The sequence below is a fragment of the Pseudoleptotrichia goodfellowii genome, from assembly GCF_007990505.1.
GTDB classification, from domain to species: domain Bacteria; phylum Fusobacteriota; class Fusobacteriia; order Fusobacteriales; family Leptotrichiaceae; genus Pseudoleptotrichia; species Pseudoleptotrichia goodfellowii.
In genome coordinates, this window is sequence record NZ_AP019822.1 from 78,948 (window position 1) to 98,577 (window position 19,630).

The following is a 19,630-nucleotide window of genomic DNA, read 5'->3' on the forward strand; positions in this document are numbered from 1 at the left end:
AAATGATAAACTCAAAAAGAAAGGTGAGATGTACTATGACAAGGGAAAATTTATGGAAAAGTTACAGTGAAAAAGAAAAAAAACAGATTTTTAAATTTGCCGAAGAATACAAGAGCTATCTTAATGTAGCAAAAACAGAAAGAGAATTTGTGGCAATAACGGAAAAGGAACTTATTGAGAACGGATTTACGGATATAAATAAGAAAAAGACGCTGAAAAAAGGCGATAAAGTTTATTATAACAACAGAGATAAAAATATAGTTGCGGTAATAATCGGAAAAGACATAAAAAGCGGAATTAATATGATAGTTTCACATGTGGATTCGCCAAGACTGGATTTAAAACCTAATCCTATAAAAGAAGATGAAGAGTTTGCACTTTTGAACACTCATTATTACGGAGGAATTAAAAAATATCAATGGGCTGCCACTCCTTTGGCATTACACGGGGTAGTTTATCTGAAAGACGGCAAGAAAGTAACTCTTGCTATAGGAGAAGACGAAAATGATCCTGTATTCAGTGTTCCTGATCTGCTTCCTCATTTGGCTCATAAAATACAGGATGACAGAAAGGCAAGAGAAACTATTCAGGGAGAAGAACTCAAACTCTTATTCGGAAATATGCCTGTAAATGATAAAAATGTAAAGCAACAGACTAAACAGATGATAATGGATAAGCTGAAAAAAGATTACGGAATAGAAGAAGACGACTTTTTCACAGCGGAACTGGAAATAGTACCTGCAGGAAAATTAAGGGATGTAGGTCTTGACAGAAGTATGATAGGCGGATATGGACAGGATGACAGAATATGTGCTTATACTTCTTTGAGAGCAATTTATGAAGTGAAAAATCCTGAAAAAACGGCAATGGTTTATCTGACTGATAAGGAAGAAGTGGGAAGTGAAGGTTCCACAAGTTTGAAAGCCACTTTGCCCGAACTTATTATAGGAAAAATGCTTTCAATGACTGAGAAAAACTATAATGATCAGATTTTGAGAGAAACATTGTGGAACTCAAAAGCTTTGTCATCAGATGTAACTGCGGCAATGAATCCTGTGTTTAAAGCAGTTCACGACGGGGAAAATGTGGCAAGACTGTCCTACGGGCTTGCTTTTGCAAAATATACGGGAAGTCGTGGAAAAGTTTCCGCCAATGATGCCGATGCTGAATATTTACAGGAAATAAGACAGTTATTTGAAAAAAATAAAATAAAATATCAAGCCGGCGGATTCGGTAAAGTCGATGAAGGAGGAGGAGGAACAGTAGCAAAATATCTTGCTCATTACGGTATAAAAACTGTAGATGCGGGACCTGCTGTTTTATCTATGCATTCGTTATTTGAAATATCGTCTAAGGCTGATTTATATGAAACATACAGAGCATACAGAGTATTTTTTGATTTAAAATAAAGAAGAGAGTATCATAATTTTTTTCTGATTAGTGGTACTCAGGAGAGGAACAGGGAGAAAATTATGAATTGCAGTATTTTAATATATAAAAATAATAAATTTTATGCAAAAAAAACGTTAAAACAGATAAAAAACGGTACATACATATATAAATGGAGCAATATAGAAGCAGGAAGTTATTTCTTCGAGCTGGAAGATGAAAAGGGAACTGTATATGGAATTACTTATAATCATACTGCTCCTTTTGCAACAGACTTTGAAGCGGTTGCAGAGGAAAATATTCCGCCAAAGTCCATAACGGGATTTCAAAACGGTATTGATATTCTTGTGTCATATATTCCTAATAAAAAGCTGTTTGTGCTGTCCAAAAAGAAATTTTTCAGAATGAGACTGGATATAGGGGATTTCGGACTGGAAAAAGCCGATACAATAGAAATATCGGGAAATTTCAATGACTGGACACCTGAAGAAGAGCCTGTTCATCATATGGACGGAACAATATATGAAGTAGTTTTGGCGATTCCTGAAGGTGTCTATGAGTATAAATATCTCATTGACGGGAAATGGTATCCTGAAAATGAAAATAAAAAGCTCATAATCGGAGAAAACGGAGCTTTGTTTCATGCAGGAGATATAGGAACGGGTAAATTTTCATACGAAGCTATTGATAAAAATATCGATTTGAAAGCGATAGTTCACAATTACAAAAGCTTGAGGTATTTTAATAAACTTTCGGACAGAGAGTATGAATTTACGATAAGGACTCAGGCAAATGATGTAGAAAGAGCTTTTATAAGTATAGTACTTCATGAAGAAGACAATTACGAGATGATATACGAACTTGAAAGATTTAAGGATAATACCAACGGATTTGATTATTTTAAAAGAATAATTGATTTCGGGAGAAAAATAGAGAAAATATCGTATTTTTTCGTACTTGAAGACGGAGGAGTAAAGGCTTATTTTAACGGCGATTTGAGTTATAAAAAGCCAAAAAGAATATCTATAAGAACATCCCGTGATGATATAGAAATATTCAGTATTCCCGAATGGTCCAAAGAAGCAGTCTGGTATAATATTTTTCCTGACAGATTTTATAACGGAAACCCTTATAATGACCCTGTTTTCAATGAGTTTGGACCGGAAGCCTATAAAATAAACGAGCTTCACGAAAACGGATTTATCGAAAAATATAAATGGAATAAAAACAACAATTTATATGGGAAATTTGACAGAAACAGATGGACTGCCGATTTCAGCAAGCAGGTTACATGGGAAAAATTAGGCGAGCAGGGAATAAACTACAGTTTGAAATATGCGAGAATGTACGGAGGAGATTTGGAAGGGATAAAGAAAAAAATTCCTTATTTAAAAGATCTGGGAATAAATGCCGTATGGCTGAATCCTGTATTTTTCTCTTACCAGAACCACAAATACGGAGCAAATGATTTCAGACATATATCGCCTGACTTCGGAACAATAAGAACGAGCGGAGAAAAGCATGATGTTGAAATAGGCAAAAACAACAAATACGGAAATAAATCATATATTGATGTCTTAGGAAAAAATGCTGTAAACAGCAGTGAACTGAAACTGCTTGAAGTAAATCTCAAAGGAGAAAATAAAGGAAAAAACGGTTTCGGAGAAACTGCCGATCCGTCTACATGGGTGTGGACAGAATCTGACCTTATAATGGCTGATTTAATAAAAGAGTTTCATAAAAACGGTATAAGAGTTATATTTGACGGAGTGTTTAATCACAGTAGTGACAGACACTGGACTTTTAATATGGTAATGGCTGACGGAGAAAATTCCGAATATAAAGAATGGTATAAATTTAACGATTTCAGTCAGTATGTTCCTGTAACCGATAGTATGTCGGACGAACAGGCTTATGAAACGATGATTGAAAATAAAAAAAGAATAAAATACAACGCTTGGGCAGGATTTAACTCTCTTCCTGAATTTAACACTTTTAATCAGCAGTATAAAGAATACATTTTCAACATAACGAGAAAATGGATGTACGGACCTGACGGAGAAACAAAAGAAAACTGGCAGGAAGATGACGGGATAGACGGCTGGAGACTGGATGTGCCGAACTGCCTTGAAAATCAGAATTTCTGGCTCGAATGGAGAGAAGTGGTAAAAGAGAGCAAGCCTGATTCATATATTACTGCGGAATTATGGGGAAATGCTTCGGGAGATATAAACGGAGGAAATAAATTTGATACGGTAATGAATTACGAATGGCTGAAAACGGTTATAGGATTTTTTATAAATCAGAGTAAAGAAGGCGGCGATAAATATAAGCTCAAAGCTACGGACTTTTTCAATGAATTGAGGGAAAAAAGAACATGGTATCCTTTTCAGTCATTACAGGCATCGCAGAATTTAAACGGTTCTCATGATACCGACAGACTTTATTCGAGAATAGTAAATGACGGAATAGGAAGAAATCTCGAAGAGGGAAAACAGCTGGAGAAAGGATATAACGGGATAAGGCCCGATCTTGCATCAAATTATCATCCGAATACGACTGTAAACTGGAGAGACAGTGAGATTAAACCGAAAGATATATTAAAACTTATATCAATATTTCAGATGACGTACATAGGAGCACCGATGCTGTTTTACGGCGATGAAGTGGGAATGTGGGGAGCAACGGACCCTTATTGCAGAAAGCCTATGCTTTGGGAAGAATTTATGTACGATAATGAAAAAAATCCGTCATATATAAATCAGGGAGAGGAATATCCTCAAATACGTGATAATGACCTTTACCAATGGTATAAAAAACTGATAAAAATAAGACGGGAAAACAGAGTGCTTGTTTACGGTAAATTTAAAGAACTTGTTGCGGATAACGAAAGAGAAATCATAGCTTATGAAAGGGCAAATGAAGGACGTTCTATAATTACGGCCATAAATAATTCTTTCAATGACTGTGCCGGTATAGAAATACAGACCGATTACCCGAATGAAAAATATATGGATTTGATAAGAGGAAATATTGTAAAAACAAGTTCTACAGGAAAAATGAAAATAGAATTGAAAGCAAAACAGGGAACAATTCTAAAACGTTGGATTAACGGGAGTAATGTAAACGGAATGAAAATGTTCAGGTATTAAATTGCAAAAATGGAGAAAAAAATATGTTTTTAGATGAAAGATTGGAAAAAATACTGGAAATTTTGTCAAAGGAAAAAAAGGTAAAAGTAAATGACTTGGCTCATAAATTTAAAGTTTCCGAAGTTATTATAAGAAAAGATTTGAAAAGACTTGAAATAGAGGGAAAACTCAGAAGAACTCACGGAGGTGCAATTCTTCTTAAAGAGCTGGTTCATACTATTGCTCTTGAAGACAGAATAATAAACAGAACAAAGCAAAAAGAAAAAATAGCGGAGAAAATAATTTCGCATATAAAAGAAAAAGAAGTGATTTTTTTTGATGTTTCAAGTATTAATTATATGGCTGCAGAACGTCTTTCAAAGATAGATAAATCTCTTAAAATAATAACGAATATGCCGAGTATTGCTGCACTTTTTAATAAAAATTCCCAAATAGAAATAATTATAGCGGGAGGGGATTATCATAAGGAAATAGGCGGTATTATAGGTTCGGAAGCAATAAACAATATTTCAAGATATAATGCAGATAAGGCTTTTATCGGCTGTGCAGGAATCGATATAGATACAGGCAGAGTAATGAATTTTGATGCAAATGACGGAAATACCAAAAGGAAGATTATGGATATTTCAGGACAAAATTTTCTCGTAACGGAATCTAAAAAAATAAATGAAACAGGGAGTTTTAATTTCTCCAATCTAAAGGAATTTACAGGAATAATAACTGAAAAAAATAAAGTGGAATATTCAAATGATATAAGAAAAAAACTTTCTGAAGATGATACGGATCTATTGTAAGAATTCATCGGATTTTTAAGTTATATTAAAGGCAAAGGCTCTATATTAAAGATAAATTAGGGCTTATTGCCTTTTTATTTTTTATGATTTATAAAAACTTGAAAGTATAGGTATTTATAGATTTTAAGTATATATTTTTAAGTTCATTTTCAAAAAAAATGCAAAAAACCGCAAAAAAATACTTGACTTTGCAAAAAATAGAGTTATAATAGAATTGAAAAAATAAAATGAAATGAAACGAAATAAAAAATAAGTTTTGTTTTAGAAAGGTTATTTTAATATTATAATTTTATTTGGAGGTTGTTATGGAAAAAATTAAAAAAGAAAGTCGAATTTTTTTAACATTACAAACAATCGGAAGAGCATTTTTTTTGCCGGTTTCAATTTTGCCGGTAGCAGGATTGCTACTGGGATTGGGAGCATCATTTACAAATGAAAAAACAATAGCTTATTATCATTTGGAAAAATTACTGGCACAGGGAACATTTTTAAATTATGTATTGACAATTATGAATAATGTAGGATTAGCTGTATTTGCCAATCTTCCGTTAATATTTGCTATGGCAGTTGCTTTCGGAATGGCTAAAAAAGAAAGAGGAGTAGCCGTTCTTTCGGCAGGACTTTCATTTATAATAATGCATACTACAATAAAAACATTATTAGTATTTAACGGGACAATATCACCTTCGGGAGAAATTTCCGAAAAAGTATTAAACGGAGCGATAGGAACGGTTTTAGGTATTCAAACTTTAGAAATGGGAGTTTTTGGGGGAATTATAACCGGTTTGGGTGTTGCATTTTTACATAATAAATTTTACAAAACAAAATTACCTGCAGCAATTTCATTTTTTTCAGGAGTAAGATTTGTACCTATTGTCTGTACATTTTCATATATAATTGTAGGGGCTGTTTCTTTCCTTATCTGGCCTTTTATTCAACAAGGAATATATGCAATAGGAAGTGTTGTTATGTCAACCGGTGATGTGGGAATATTCATATTCGGATTTATGGAGAGAATACTTATTCCTTTCGGACTGCATCATATATGGTATATTCCGTTCTGGCAGACAGGTCTGGGCGGAAGTGCAGTCGTAGACGGTGTAATGCAGTACGGAGCACAAAATATTTTCTTTGCTGAATTGGCTTCACCGAATACAAAACATTTCAGTATAGAAGCTGCGAAATTTATGACAGGAAAATATTCGTTTATGATGGCAGGTCTTCCGGGAGCAGCACTTGCTATGTATCATTGTGCAAAACCTGAAAAAAGAAAAATTGTCGGAGGATTGCTGTTTTCGGCAGCATTAACAAGCTTTTTAACAGGAATTACAGAGCCTATAGAATTTACATTTTTATTTGTTGCTCCTTTTGTGTTTGTAATACACTGTATTTTTGCTGGACTTTCTTTTGCATTGATGAGTATTTTGAAAATAGCCATAGGAACTACATTTTCATGCGGGTTGATAGATCTTACTTTGTTCGGAATATTACCGGGCAATTCCAAAACAAACTGGCTTATGATATTACCTGTGTTTGTATTGTACTTTGCGGTTTATTATTTCTTTTTTAAGTTTGTAATTTTGAAATGGAACTTAAAAACTCCGGGAAGAGAAGATGATACTGAAGAAGTTAAACTTTATACGAAAAATGATTACAATACAATGAGAGATGAAAGAAAAAAAGGTGTTGTTCTTGAAGATACTGTATCTCAAGCGATTATAAACGGTTTAGGAGGACTGGATAACTTCGGGGATGTCACATGTTGTGCGACAAGGCTGAGAATGCAGGTATATAATATGGACTTGGTAAATGACGGAATTTTAAAACAGACAGGAGCAATGGGAATTATTAAAAAAGGCAATGGAATACAGGTCGTTTACGGTCCTACGGTATCGGTAATAAAAAGTAATCTGACAGAATATATTGATAAAATTAAAGAACACGGTATGGAAGCTTCTTTTGCAGAAGAAAAATCAATAAAAAATGTAGATTTGAAAGTGTTAAGTCTGTGTGAAGACTGTATTTTGGAAGATTATGAATCTTTGGAAGAAATAAATAAAATAGTTGCACCGTTTAAAGGTAAAATTTTCGATGTTGAAAATATAAACGATAAAATATTTAATACAAAAGTTTTAGGAGACGGTTTTGCAATAGAAATAGAAGGAAATGAAATTCTTGCTCCTACAAACGGGAAAATAATAAATATTTATGATACCGAGCATGCATTTATTATAGAGGACAATTATAAACATAATATTTTAGTGCATGTAGGACTTGGTACGGTAGGATTAAACGGAAAAGGAATAAAATTATTTAAAAAAGTCGGAGATGAAGTAAAAAAAGGAGAAAAAATCGGGGAAATAGACAAAAAAATAATAACAGAATCAGGATTTTCTCTGGTTTCGCCTGTAACATTCCTGAATGTAGATAAAGCAAGATACAATATACAGGTAGAAAAAGAAGGAAATGTTGAAGCAGGGGAAGAAGCAATAATCTTCATAATAAAAAAATAACTTGCTAAATTTGAAAATAGTGATATAATTAAAACGCAAAAGCAAAATAAAAAAATAACAAGAGGAGAGTGATTTGTGTGAGTAAAATTATTAATTCCCCCGGGAAATATATCCAAGGGGCGAAAGAACTGGAAAATTTGGCAAAATACTATAAAATAAAAGGAGATAAGGTTGCTTATATTCTTGTGGATAAATTTGTATTTGACAATTTCAAAAACAAAATTACGGAAAGTTTTGAAAAAGAAAATATTCCTTATCATATAGAAGTTTTCGGCGGAGAATGTTCCCAAAATGAAATAGACAGAAATATTAAAATATTGAAAGAAAAAAATTGTGATGTAATGCTCGGAATCGGAGGAGGAAAAACTCTGGATGCGGCAAAAGCTATATCATATTATGAAAATATTCCTGTACTTATAGTTCCTACAATAGCATCAACTGATGCACCGTGCAGTGCTTTATCCGTAATATACACACCTGCGGGAGAATTTGAAAAATACTTATTTTTAAAATCAAATCCGGATATGGTTATAATGGATACGGAAGTAATAGTAAACGCACCTGTAAGATTGCTCGTAGCAGGGATAGGAGATGCACTTTCGACATATTTTGAGGCTAAAGCCTGTGTAGATTCAAATGCTACTTCTATTGCAGGAGGAAAAGCTACAAAAGCGGCACTTGCCATAGCGGAATTATGTTTAAATACACTGTTTGAGGACGGATTGAAAGCCAAAATAGCAGTAGAGAATAAAGTATGTTCCAAAGCAGTAGAAAATATAATAGAAGCAAATACATATTTAAGCGGAATAGGATTTGAAAGTGGAGGACTTGCAGGAGCACATGCTATACATAACGGTCTTACAATATTGGAAGAAGGTCATCACATGTATCATGGAGAAAAAGTGGCATTCGGAACTATTGTTCAGCTGGTTTTGGAAAACAGATCTCTTGAAGAAATAAATGAAGTGGTAGAGTTGTGTAAAAGTGTGGGATTGCCTACAACATTGAAAGAACTCGGACTTGAAAATGTTTCAATTGAAAGACTTTATAAAGTTGCCGAAGCTGCAACAGTACCGGGTGAAACAATACACAATATGCCTTTTGAAGTAACGGCTGACGATGTTTATGCGGCTATATTGGTTGCAGATAAATTGGGAAAATGATATAATCCTTTTGAAAATTTGTTTTAAGTAAGGATGATAGAATGCTCAAAAAAGAAAGACAGGATTTAATTTTAATGAAATTAAATAATAAAGGCAAAGTTGTAGTAGGCGAGTTGGCTGTTGATTTAGGAGTTTCCGAAGATACTATAAGAAGAGATTTAACGGAAATGGATAACAGACTGTTGCTGAAAAAAGTTTTCGGAGGAGCTTTACCTTTAAACAGATATGCTTTAAATTATACCGAAAGAGAAAATTTTGAACCTGAATTAAAGTATGAACTGGCATTAAAAGGAGTAAATTTACTGAAAAACGGTCAATTGGTAGCAATAGACGGAAGTACAACTAATTTACAGTTAGCCAGAGCTATTCCCGTAAATTTAAAATTAACAGTAATCACAAACAGTTTGTCTATAGCAGGTGAGCTTTGTAATCATAAAAATATAGAAGTCGTGATGATAGGAGGAAATCTTTTCAGAAAAATTATGACTAATGTAGGTGATTCGGCAGTTCAGCAGTTAAAAGAATATTATCCTGATATTTGTTTTATGGGAGCTTACGCAATTCATCCTTTAATGGGAGTAACGAGTCCTTATGAAAAGGAAATAAGTGTAAAACGTCAATTTATAAAATCTTCAGGCAGAGTTGTAACACTTATTATACCGAACAAATTTAATGTGATTATGCCGTATAAGGTATGTGATATGAAAGATATTACGACTATTATAACAGATAAAAGAGTATCTTCCGGAATATTGGAGGAATATGAAAAGATAGGAATAGAATGTATATAAAAAAATTATAAGCATTTAAACAGGCTGCTTCAAATAGAAGAAATTTCTAATTTGAGACAGCCTTTTTGAAATTCTTATTAAAATATTGATTTATAGTAAATCGAGTAAATTTTTATTACCGTATATTTCTTCCCAGTCGGAATTAAATTTATCCATGCTCCAATCGGTATAAGGATGGTATATAAGTCTTTCAAATACATCGGGAGAAACAGTTACGGATTTTGCTCCTGCCAGCATTGTTTCATGTACCTGTCTTACATTTTTAAAGGAAGCTCCCAATATTTTCGGTTCAAATATTCTTTTATATTTTTTTAAACATTCTTCTTCGCTTTTTTTATTAATTGTAAGTATTCTGTAGGCATCTTTAACTATTTCTATACCGCTTTCCCCTATATCATCCGATCTGTTTATATAAGGTGCCATATACTCCGCTCCGGCTTCAGCAGCCATTATTATCTGTTGAGAAGAAAGAATACCTGTTGCTGTTATTTTATGCCCGTCTTTTGATAATGTTTTCATTGCTTTTATTCCTTCGGGAGTAACCGGAATTTTCGTATAAAAGTTTTCTCCGAATAAATCTCTTAAACGGTTAACTTCTTTTATAATAATATCTGCTGTATTTCCCGCAACCTGTGCATGAAGTATTTTATCTTTTCCTATAATATCATAAATATCATTTATAATGAGTTTAAAATCTCTCTTTTCCTTTGCTATAATTGACGGATTTGTAGTTACTCCCGCTATAGGGAAAATTTCATTGATTTTCTTAATTTTATTTATATCGGCTGTGTCTAAAAAATATTCCATAATTTAATTTAAAGAGTTGTCTTTATTTTTATTTTAAGTCAGCTCTTTTCTCCTTTCCTGAAATATGTGTTTAATTTAAAAACTGTATGATGTTTTAAAATGAAAAAATAAAATGAATAATTTTGTTTTCGTATTGTTTTGTTTTTTTATAAATTGATTTTATCATATTTTTACTGAAAAGTCTAATAAAATATTTCAAATTTTTGAGTAAAAAATAAAAAAATATATTGACAATTACATAAAAATGATATAATATGAAATATATAGAAACAAAACGAAATAAAATTGAATCGAAAAATAAATAGGAGAGAAATGATTGCTATGGAGGCTCTTGTTACTGCAATAGAGAGATGTGCTACATTTGACGGTCCCGGAATAAGAACCGTCGTTTATTTTAAAGGTTGTCCTCTAAGATGTAAATGGTGTTCAAATCCTGAAACACAAAAAATTGAAAATGAAGTTTTCTATAATGAAAAGGAAATTTCACCTATTACGGGAGAATACCCTAAAGTAGCCAAGCTGATGACATTAAATGAAATTTTTGATATTGTTATGAAAGATGAAAAATTTTATCGTAATTCCGGTGGCGGTGTAACCTTAAGCGGTGGAGAAATACTTGTAAATGTAGAATTTGCTATAAAATTGTTTGAAAAATTAAAAGAAGAATATATAAATACAGCAATAGAAACCACAGGATACGGAAATTATAAAGAATTTGAAAAATTGGCAAAGCTGACTGATACGGTTTTGTTTGATATAAAGCATATGAATAGTCAAAAGCACAAAGAATACACTGCCGTTTCAAATGAACTGATACTGGAAAATTTGGAAAAATTATCCAAATGGCACAAAAATATAATTATGCGGTTTCCGTTGATTAAAGGAGTAAATGACGATGATGTTAATGTTGAAGAAACAGCAAAGTTTTTAAAAAAAATAAATTTAATAGATGTAGATGTTCTTCCTTACCATACGATGGGAGTTGAAAAATACAGAAAATTAAGAAGACCTTATCCTATGAAGACTTTAGAAAAGCATACAAAAGAAGAGTTGGAGCATGTAATAGAACTTATGAGAGGTGTGGGAATAAGAGCCAGAATAAATAATTAATAAAAAATTCAAATAAAATTTAGAGGAGGAAAGGCATATGAAAGAATATGTTTTAAAAAGTGAAAGAGTAAAGAAACTTAGAGAATCTGCATTATCAAAGTTTCCGGGTGTAAGTGTGGAAAGGGGAAGACTGTTGACTAAAGCATATAAAGAACATGCAGGAAAATCCAAATATATTGTGAGAGCTTATGCAGTAAAAGAAATACTGGAAAATATGACTATATACATTAAAGACGGTGAACTGATTGTCGGAAATCAGTCCGTAGATGAAAGAACTGCACCGTTTTTTCCTGAATATGCAGTAGACTGGATTGCAGATGAATTGAAAGAAAAAGGAAATTTTGATTCAAGGGACGGAGATAAATTTCGTATACCTGAAGAAGAAATCCCGGAAATGCTTGAAATATGTGAATGGTGGAAAGGTAAAACATTAAAAGATAAAGCCCATGCTCAAATGCCTAAAGAAATTAAAGAGGCGGGAACTGTAAAAATAATCCACGGAGAAGGAAATATGACATCAGGGGACGGGCATATAGTACCTTCATTTGAAAAAGTTTTGGAAAAAGGATTAAGAGGAATAATAGAAGAAGCAAGAGAATCCAGAGAAAAAGTGGATATAACAGTATACGGAGGATATAATAAAGTTGATTTTCTGAAATCGGTTGAAATTGTTGCAGAAGCGGTAATAAATTTTGCTCATAGATATGCGGACTTGGCATTAAAATTGGCTCAAACTGAAAAAGACGACACAAGAAAAAAAGAATTACTTCAAATATATGAAAATTGTATGAATGTACCTGAAAATCCTGCGAAAACATTTTGGGAAGGGGTACAGGCAATATGGTTCGTTCATTTGGTAATACAAATTGAAAGTAACGGGCATTCTGCATCTTTGGGAAGAGTAGACCAGTATTTATATTCTTTGTATAAAAAAGATGTTCTTGAAGGAAATACAGATAGAGAATTTGCAAAAGAAATGCTGCAATGCTTATGGGTAAAACTTTATTCTGTAATAAAAGTGAGATCAACTTCCCATTCAGGCTATGGAGCAGGTTATCCGACTTATCAGAATGTTACTTTGGGAGGTTCCAAACCTAACGGAAAAGACTGTACAAATGAATTGAGTTATCTGATTCTTGAAAGTGTGGGAGAAAACAAACTTACACAACCTAATCTGGCAGTCAGATACCATGCAAATTCTCCTGAAAAATTTATAAGAGAATGTGCTTCTGTAGCAGCTACAGGATTCGGAATGCCTGCAATGCATACTGATGAAATAATTATACCTGCATTATTAAATAAAGGAGTGGATTTTAGAGATGCCTATAATTATACAATGGTGGGATGTGTAGAAGTAGCTGTTCCGGGAAAATGGGGTTACAGATGTACAGGAATGACATTTTTAAATCTTGTAAAAGCAACAGAACTTGTTTTAAATGACGGTTATGATAACAGAACAGGATTGCAAATGCTTAAAGGACAAGGAAAACTTACAGATTTTGAAACTTATGACGACTTGTGGAAAGCTTGGGAAAATCATATTAAACATTATACAAAGCTTACTGTTGCACTTGATGCACTTGCCGATACTCATTTAGAAGAATTTCCGGATATATTGTTATCAAGCCTGGTTGATTCATGTATAGAAAGAGGACTTACTGCAAAAGAAGGAGGAGCTGTTTACGATATAGTTTCAGGATTGCAGGTAGGTATTGCAAATGCTGCAAATTCATTGTATGCTTTAAAAACTGTAGTGTATGATAACAAAATATTGACAAGGGAAGAAGTTTATAATGCGTTGCAAAACGATTACGCAGGGGAAGAAGGGGAAAGAATAAGAAAAATATTATTGGAAGTACCTAAATACGGAAATGATATAGATGAAGTGGATGAGTTTGCCGAAAAAGTTTACTGGTCATACATTAATGAAATACAGAAATATCATAATACAAGATATGGAAGAGGACCGAAAAACGGAGGTTACGGAGTTTCTACTTCGGGAATATCTTCAAATGTACCGATGGGAACTGTGAGCGGTGCTACACCTGACGGAAGAAAGGCATATACTCCTGCAGCTGAAGGAGGTTCCCCTACACAAGGAACTGATACAAACGGACCTACAGCAGTATTAAATTCTGTAAATAAATTACCGACTATGATGATTACAGGAGGGCAATTATTAAATCAGAAATATTCTCCTGAATTGGTACGAACTCCTGTACAGTTTGAAAAGTTTGTTGATGTAATAAAATCCTTTATTGCTTCAAAAGGATGGCATATTCAGTTTAATATTATTTCAAGTGATACTTTAAAAGAAGCACAGGTAGAGCCTGAAAAACATAGAGATATAATTGTAAGAGTTGCAGGTTATTGTGCACAATTTGTAACACTTGATAAAACTACACAATGCGATATTATTTCCAGAACAGAGCAAAGATTATAATAATATTTAAGATTGATTTGTAAAATTGTAGTAATAGTGAAGATATATTAAAGTAATTTAAAAATTTCAGAACATATACTAAAAAACTGAAAAGTTTGAAAGTATATGTTCTTTTGTTTGCAGTTCTGATTGTTTTGTATCTGTAAACTTCCCAAAATTTCAAATATATCTTGAAAATACACTTAAACAGTGATATAATTTAACAAATAGAGAAAAAAATAATTTTATTTTAGGAGGAAGCAATGGCTAAAAAAACATTAAAAGATTTGGATGTAAAAGGTAAAAAAGTATTGGTAAGAGTAGATTTTAACGTACCTATAAAAGACGGAGTAATCACTGATGATAACAGAATTATCGCAGCATTACCGACTTTAAAGTACATTTTGGAAAACGGAGGAAAAGTTATTGCATTTTCGCATTTGGGAAAAGTTAAAGCCGAAGAAGATAAAGTGTCAAAAACTTTGGCACCTGTTGCGAAAAGACTTGAAGAAGTTTTAGGAAAACCTGTAAAATTCATTCCTGAAACAAGAGGGGCAAAATTGGAAGCTGCAATTAACGAATTAAAAGACGGGGAAATTTTAATGTTTGAAAACACAAGATTTGAAGATCTTGACGGTAAAAAAGAATCTAAAAATGATCCTGAATTAGGAAAATACTGGGCATCTTTAGGAGATGTATTTGTAAATGATGCATTCGGTACTGCACACAGAGCACATGCTTCAAATGTAGGAATTGCTTCAAACCTTAAAGAATCCGCAGTAGGATTTTTAGTTGAAAAAGAAATAGACTTTATCGGAGGGGCTGTAGATAATCCTGTAAGACCTTTGGTTGCTATTTTGGGAGGAGCAAAAGTTTCCGATAAAATAGGAGTAATCGAAAACTTGTTGGATAAAGCCGACAAAGTAATAATCGGTGGAGGAATGATGTTTACTTTCCTTAAAGCACAAGGAAAAAATACAGGAGCTTCATTGCTTGAAGAAGATAAAGTGGAACTTGCAAAATCGTTGATTGAAAAAGCGAAAACAAAAGGCGTGGAACTTGTATTGCCTATAGATACAGTTGTAGCGAAAGAATTTAAAAATGATACTGAATTTAAAACAGTTTCAGTAGATGATATTGAAGACGGATGGATGGGACTTGATATAGGAGAAAAATCTATCGCATTATTTAAAGAAAAATTAAACGGAGCAAAAACAGTAGTATGGAACGGGCCTATGGGAGTATTTGAAATGCCTAACTTTGCTAAAGGAACAATCGGTGTTTGTGAAGCAATAGCAAATTTAAGCGATGCAAAAACAATAATCGGAGGAGGAGATTCGGCAGCTGCAGCAATTCAGTTAGGGTATGCTGAAAAATTCTCTCATATTTCTACAGGAGGAGGAGCTTCTCTTGAGTATCTTGAAGGAAAAGAATTACCGGGAGTAGCTGCAATATCCGAGAAAAAATCATGCTGCTGCGGGCATTAAAATAAAAATATAAAAATTTTTTCTGGCTTTTTTAAAAAATCAAGGTATACTTAATAATAAGAAATGACAAAAAATTAACAGTCATTAATATGCAATTTTAAGGAGGAACTATGAAAAAATTACTTGTGATAGGGCTTATCGCAGCTATGAGTCTTACCGCTAATGCAAAAGCTGTAAAGAAAGGAGCTGTCCAAAAATCAAGACCTCTTGAAGTGAATATTATTCACATAAACGATCACCATTCTCATTTGGAAGAAGAAAAAATGGATTTGGTTTTGGACGGTAAAAAAACAACGGTTCATATCGGAGGATTTCCAAGAATAAACCAGAGAATAAACGAACTTATGAAAACAGGTAAAAATAACCTTGTATTGCATGGCGGAGATGCTTTGTCAGGAACATTGTATTATACTTTGTTTAAAGGAAAAGCCGATGCAGCACTTATGAATGCGGGAAAATTTGATTTATTTACATTGGGAAATCATGAATTTGATGACGGAAATAAAGTGCTTAAAGATTTCCTTGATGAATTGAAAATACCTACAATTTCTGCAAATGTAGTGCCTGATAAAGGAAGTATCCTTGAAGGTAAATGGGTACCTTATGTAATCAAAAAAATCGGAGGACAGGACGTTGCTATCGTAGGAATAGACGTAGTAGGAAAAACTGTAAGATCTTCAAGTCCGGGAAAAGATATTAAATTTTTGGATGAAATAGAAACTGCCAAAAAAGTAGTTGAAGAACTTCAGGCAAAAGGAATCAATAAAATTATATTCCTGTCTCATGCAGGGTATGAAAGAAACCTTGAAATGGCTGAAAAAGTTTCAGGAATCGACGTTATAATAACAGGAGATACTCACTATCTTTTAGGAGAAGAGTTTAAAGAATACGGCTTAAAACCTGTTGCTGAATATCCTAAAAAAATAATGTCGCCTGCAGGAGAGCCTGTTTATGTAGCTGAAGCATGGAGTTATTCTTATCTTGTAGGAAACTTGAAAGCAAAATTCGATGAAAAAGGTGTAATTACAGAATTAAAAGCAAATCCTACAATCATAATAGGAGACGACCTTTTTGAAAGAAAAAATGATAAAGGTGAAGTTTACAAACTTGAAGGAAAAGAAAAAGAAGATGTTATAAAATATGTAAACAGCAGAAAAGATATCAAATTTGTAAAAGAAGAAGCTAATTCCAAAAAAGTTCTTGAAAGATATAAAGCTGAGAAAAATGCTTTAGGTAAAAAAATGATAGGTAAAATTAAAGAGGAAATACCGGGAGGATCTGCAAACAGAATACCTAATGATAAAAATCCTCAAGGATCTATAGCTACAAGACTTGTTTCCGAAACAGTTTTACATAAATTGAGAAATATGGGTACAGGAGAAATCGACCTTGTAATATTAAATTCAGGAGGAATAAGAATGAATTTAAGTCCGGGAGACTTCTCTTATGACAATGCTTACACATTATTACCGTTTACTTCCAATACTATTTATATATTGAATATGAGTGGTGCGGAAATCAAACAGGTTATAGAAGATTCGTTAGACTTTGCTCTTAGCGGAGGATCTTCGGGAGCATTCCCTTACGGTGCAGGTATCAGATTTGAAGCTACTAAAGTCGGACAATTGGGAACAAGAGTTAAAAAAGTCGAAGTATTTGACGTAAAAGCAAATAAATGGGTACCGATAGACATGAAAAAAATGTATAATGTAGGAACAAACTCATATGTAGCAAAAGGAAAAGACGGATATACTACATTCGGAAAAGTAAACGAACAAAGACCGGGTGTTGATACTCACTTAGGTGTGGAAACAGCATTTATAGAATACTTGAAAGAAAAAGGAGAAATAGCAAAACCTGATTCTTCAAATGTAATCTTTAAATACTAATTTGAAATTTGTAAATATAAAAAGAACATTCAAAATAATATATTGATTTTTTGACTTTATGAAAAACAGAAGGGGAAATTTCAAAAAGAATGATAATAAACTTTGAATTACCGTTATTGCAGTCTGTATTTTTGTATGAGCTGTAATATTCGGGAAGTTTTTGAAATATTATTTCTATAATGAAACGGACTCTTCTGCTTTTCTGTTTTTACTTTTGTAAATAAAAGTACAGATGTAGAAAGTTCTCATAAATTTTTTACTGATAATTATATATTATTTTAAAGGAAATTTTAAAGAATAGGATGTAAAATACACATCGTGAAATGACAAATATTTTTAAATAAAGGAGATGATATATTTGTCCGAAAAAAAAGAATTGAAAGAAGATATGACAATAAAAGAATTTCAGTTTTTAATAAAACATATAGAACAGGGAAGTTTGAAAGATGAAGAGATCGGAAAAAATCCCGAAGATAAAAAAGAAAACAGTCGAAGACTTATATTAAAATTAATTGAGGAATTTGGGGAACTTGCGGAAAATGTAAGAAAAAATATCCGATATGACGGGGGAAATATAAAAGGTACTATAGAAGAAGAACTTTTTGATATTTTTTATTATATTGCCGCAATAGCAAATGATTACGGTATTGATTTGGAAGATATTTTTTATATTAAAGACAAAGTAAATATAGTTAAATATAAAAGAGAATTTACAATAGAAGAAGGCAGAGAAAAATATAGAAAAATAAAAGAAAAAGTTTAACATTCTGATTATAAATACCGAATTTTGAAATAAAATTTTATGAGGAGAAAAAGAAAATGAGGAAAAAGGGAGCAGTTTTTTTACTGTTAATGCTGTCTGCAGTAACAGGATACGGGGCAACGGTAAAAAAAACGGTCGTAAAAGTTTTGCCTAAAGTAGAAATAGAGGGAAAATTTAACGAAGAAAAGGCCATTCTGAATTATTTGAAAAAAGAAGGATACACACAAAAATCCAACATGAGAAAAACTACCGATAAAACAATGGAAGAAGAAGTAAAAGAAATAGAAGCCGAAAAAAACGGGGTAACTTATACGCTTTATCTAAAGGCGGATGAAGCAAGCGGAATAGTTGTAACTGTTGATTCTTCTGTAAGGGAATATTATGATATTTTAGAGAGTGTAAGAAAAGAACATAACAGAGTATTAAGTATTGAAGCGGCAACTTATGCCAGAGGAATAGATATAAATCTCTATCCGAGAGAACATATATCACCTGATGAAATAAGAACAATAGGAACAAAAATTGCAAATAAAATAAGGTCGGTAAATCCTTCACCGGGGAAATTGACATTGATAATTTATGATGTCTATGATCACAGCAGAATTTTATATAAAGACAATTTTTAAGAAGAAATTTAATAATATTTTTTAATTTCTCTTCAAACTAAATTTTTTATAAGAGAAGTTTATAAAATATATATGAAAATACAAAAATAGAAAAAAGAAAAAAAAGATATAAATTATCTGTTGAAAAAATTTATGAGAAGAGGTGATTTTGATTATGAAAATAAACAAAAAAGTTATGGCGGGAATAATCGGAGCTTTATTGGCAGTGAGCTGTGCTTCAGGAGGAAGCAATAAAACAGCGGCAACTATGGATAAAGAAAGTTCTGTACCTGTAACTGTGAGTGAAAGTACTGTATCTTCTGATATGACTGCGAATAAAAGTACAGACACAAACATGATGCAAAATGATACAATGACTTCGGAAACACAGACAACAGCTGACAGTAATAAAAAAACTTTTACTTGCGGGAAAGAAACTGTAATGGTGGAATATAATTCGGCTACTGATTCAGTGAGTTTAACTAACAGCAAAGGAACTTACGAATTGAAAAGAGCCAAAGCTGCAAGCGGTGAGCTTTATAAAGATGCTAAAGGGCTTTCTATCCACATGAAAGGAGATGAAGCTGTTTATAAAACATCTGCCAAAGCAAAAGACGTAAGTTGTAAAGCGGAATAATAATATAAATAAAAAATACGGAGTTATCTTAAAATCCAAAGGCAGAGAAAATAATTATTTTTTGCCTTTCCTGTAGATGATACAGGATTTAGAAAAATATTTTTTGTT

14 protein-coding genes are annotated in these 19,630 nt (G+C 32.5%); 13 read left to right on the top strand and 1 reads right to left on the bottom strand.

Features of this window, described 5'->3' with window-relative positions:
- Positions 1 to 35: 35 nt before the first annotated feature.
- From FVE72_RS00385 to FVE72_RS00410, 6 genes are all read left to right on the top strand, one after another.
- Complete coding sequence (locus tag FVE72_RS00385; RefSeq protein ID WP_146966288.1) at positions 36 to 1,409, top strand: aminopeptidase; 1,374 nt, start codon at positions 36 to 38, stop codon at positions 1,407 to 1,409.
- A 63-nt stretch (positions 1,410 to 1,472) separates the two neighbouring features.
- A complete protein-coding gene (locus FVE72_RS00390) occupies positions 1,473 to 4,541 on the top strand; it encodes an alpha-amylase family glycosyl hydrolase (protein WP_026736819.1) in 3,069 nt (1,022 codons plus the stop codon).
- A 23-nt stretch (positions 4,542 to 4,564) separates the two neighbouring features.
- Entirely contained in the window at positions 4,565 to 5,335 is a 771-nt protein-coding gene (locus FVE72_RS00395) for a DeoR/GlpR family DNA-binding transcription regulator (protein WP_026736820.1), read from the top strand.
- Positions 5,336 to 5,640: 305 nt separating this feature from the next.
- Complete coding sequence (locus tag FVE72_RS00400) at positions 5,641 to 7,848, top strand: PTS transporter subunit IIABC (RefSeq protein WP_026736821.1); 2,208 nt, start codon at positions 5,641 to 5,643, stop codon at positions 7,846 to 7,848.
- 77 nt (positions 7,849 to 7,925) lie between these two features.
- A complete protein-coding gene (locus FVE72_RS00405) occupies positions 7,926 to 9,011 on the top strand; it encodes a glycerol dehydrogenase (protein WP_026736822.1) in 1,086 nt (361 codons plus the stop codon).
- 41 nt (positions 9,012 to 9,052) lie between these two features.
- Complete coding sequence (locus tag FVE72_RS00410; protein WP_006807935.1) at positions 9,053 to 9,802, top strand: DeoR/GlpR family DNA-binding transcription regulator; 750 nt, start codon at positions 9,053 to 9,055, stop codon at positions 9,800 to 9,802.
- 90 nt (positions 9,803 to 9,892) lie between these two features.
- Here FVE72_RS00410 and FVE72_RS00415 read toward each other — a convergent pair whose 3' ends face one another.
- Positions 9,893 to 10,609, bottom strand: a complete 717-nt coding sequence (locus FVE72_RS00415) for a transaldolase family protein (RefSeq protein WP_026736823.1) — start codon at positions 10,607 to 10,609, stop codon at positions 9,893 to 9,895.
- 321 nt (positions 10,610 to 10,930) lie between these two features.
- Here FVE72_RS00415 and FVE72_RS00420 point away from each other — a divergent pair, with 321 nt between their 5' ends.
- The 7 genes from FVE72_RS00420 to FVE72_RS00450 all read left to right on the top strand — a co-directional run bounded on the left by FVE72_RS00420 (position 10,931) and on the right by FVE72_RS00450 (position 19,522).
- The gene (locus FVE72_RS00420) at positions 10,931 to 11,719 is read left to right on the top strand and encodes a glycyl-radical enzyme activating protein (RefSeq protein WP_146966602.1); all 789 of its coding nucleotides are present in this window, start codon (positions 10,931 to 10,933) and stop codon (positions 11,717 to 11,719) included.
- A gap of 37 nt (positions 11,720 to 11,756) precedes the next feature.
- The gene (locus FVE72_RS00425) at positions 11,757 to 14,162 is read left to right on the top strand and encodes a glycyl radical protein (protein WP_026736824.1); all 2,406 of its coding nucleotides are present in this window, start codon (positions 11,757 to 11,759) and stop codon (positions 14,160 to 14,162) included.
- A gap of 242 nt (positions 14,163 to 14,404) precedes the next feature.
- Positions 14,405 to 15,628, top strand: a complete 1,224-nt coding sequence (locus FVE72_RS00430) for a phosphoglycerate kinase (protein ID WP_006807916.1) — start codon at positions 14,405 to 14,407, stop codon at positions 15,626 to 15,628.
- 110 nt (positions 15,629 to 15,738) lie between these two features.
- Entirely contained in the window at positions 15,739 to 17,517 is a 1,779-nt protein-coding gene (nadN, locus tag FVE72_RS00435) for an NAD nucleotidase (RefSeq protein WP_026736825.1), read from the top strand.
- A 349-nt stretch (positions 17,518 to 17,866) separates the two neighbouring features.
- The gene (locus FVE72_RS00440) at positions 17,867 to 18,280 is read left to right on the top strand and encodes a MazG nucleotide pyrophosphohydrolase domain-containing protein (RefSeq protein ID WP_373920378.1); all 414 of its coding nucleotides are present in this window, start codon (positions 17,867 to 17,869) and stop codon (positions 18,278 to 18,280) included.
- A 56-nt stretch (positions 18,281 to 18,336) separates the two neighbouring features.
- Positions 18,337 to 18,906, top strand: a complete 570-nt coding sequence (locus FVE72_RS00445; RefSeq protein WP_026736826.1) for a hypothetical protein — start codon at positions 18,337 to 18,339, stop codon at positions 18,904 to 18,906.
- Between the two features lie 154 nt (positions 18,907 to 19,060).
- Positions 19,061 to 19,522, top strand: a complete 462-nt coding sequence (locus FVE72_RS00450) for an MliC family protein (RefSeq protein ID WP_026736827.1) — start codon at positions 19,061 to 19,063, stop codon at positions 19,520 to 19,522.
- Positions 19,523 to 19,630: the final 108 nt, after the last annotated feature.

Excerpts from the sequence above, each read along its gene's own strand:
- FVE72_RS00385 (WP_146966288.1), top strand. The coding sequence starts at position 36 with ATGACAAGGGAAAATTTATGGAAAAGTTACAGTGAAAAAGAAAAAAAA.
- FVE72_RS00390 (WP_026736819.1), top strand. The coding sequence starts at position 1,473 with ATGAATTGCAGTATTTTAATATATAAAAATAATAAATTTTATGCAAAA.
- FVE72_RS00395 (WP_026736820.1), top strand. The coding sequence starts at position 4,565 with ATGTTTTTAGATGAAAGATTGGAAAAAATACTGGAAATTTTGTCAAAG.
- FVE72_RS00400 (WP_026736821.1), top strand. The coding sequence starts at position 5,641 with ATGGAAAAAATTAAAAAAGAAAGTCGAATTTTTTTAACATTACAAACA.
- FVE72_RS00410 (WP_006807935.1), top strand. The coding sequence starts at position 9,053 with ATGCTCAAAAAAGAAAGACAGGATTTAATTTTAATGAAATTAAATAAT.
- FVE72_RS00415 (WP_026736823.1), bottom strand. The coding sequence starts at position 10,609 with ATGGAATATTTTTTAGACACAGCCGATATAAATAAAATTAAGAAAATC.
- FVE72_RS00420 (WP_146966602.1), top strand. The coding sequence starts at position 10,931 with ATGGAGGCTCTTGTTACTGCAATAGAGAGATGTGCTACATTTGACGGT.
- FVE72_RS00425 (WP_026736824.1), top strand. The coding sequence starts at position 11,757 with ATGAAAGAATATGTTTTAAAAAGTGAAAGAGTAAAGAAACTTAGAGAA.
- FVE72_RS00430 (WP_006807916.1), top strand. The coding sequence starts at position 14,405 with ATGGCTAAAAAAACATTAAAAGATTTGGATGTAAAAGGTAAAAAAGTA.
- nadN (WP_026736825.1), top strand. The coding sequence starts at position 15,739 with ATGAAAAAATTACTTGTGATAGGGCTTATCGCAGCTATGAGTCTTACC.
- FVE72_RS00440 (WP_373920378.1), top strand. The coding sequence starts at position 17,867 with ATGATATATTTGTCCGAAAAAAAAGAATTGAAAGAAGATATGACAATA.
- FVE72_RS00445 (WP_026736826.1), top strand. The coding sequence starts at position 18,337 with ATGAGGAAAAAGGGAGCAGTTTTTTTACTGTTAATGCTGTCTGCAGTA.
- FVE72_RS00450 (WP_026736827.1), top strand. The coding sequence starts at position 19,061 with ATGAAAATAAACAAAAAAGTTATGGCGGGAATAATCGGAGCTTTATTG.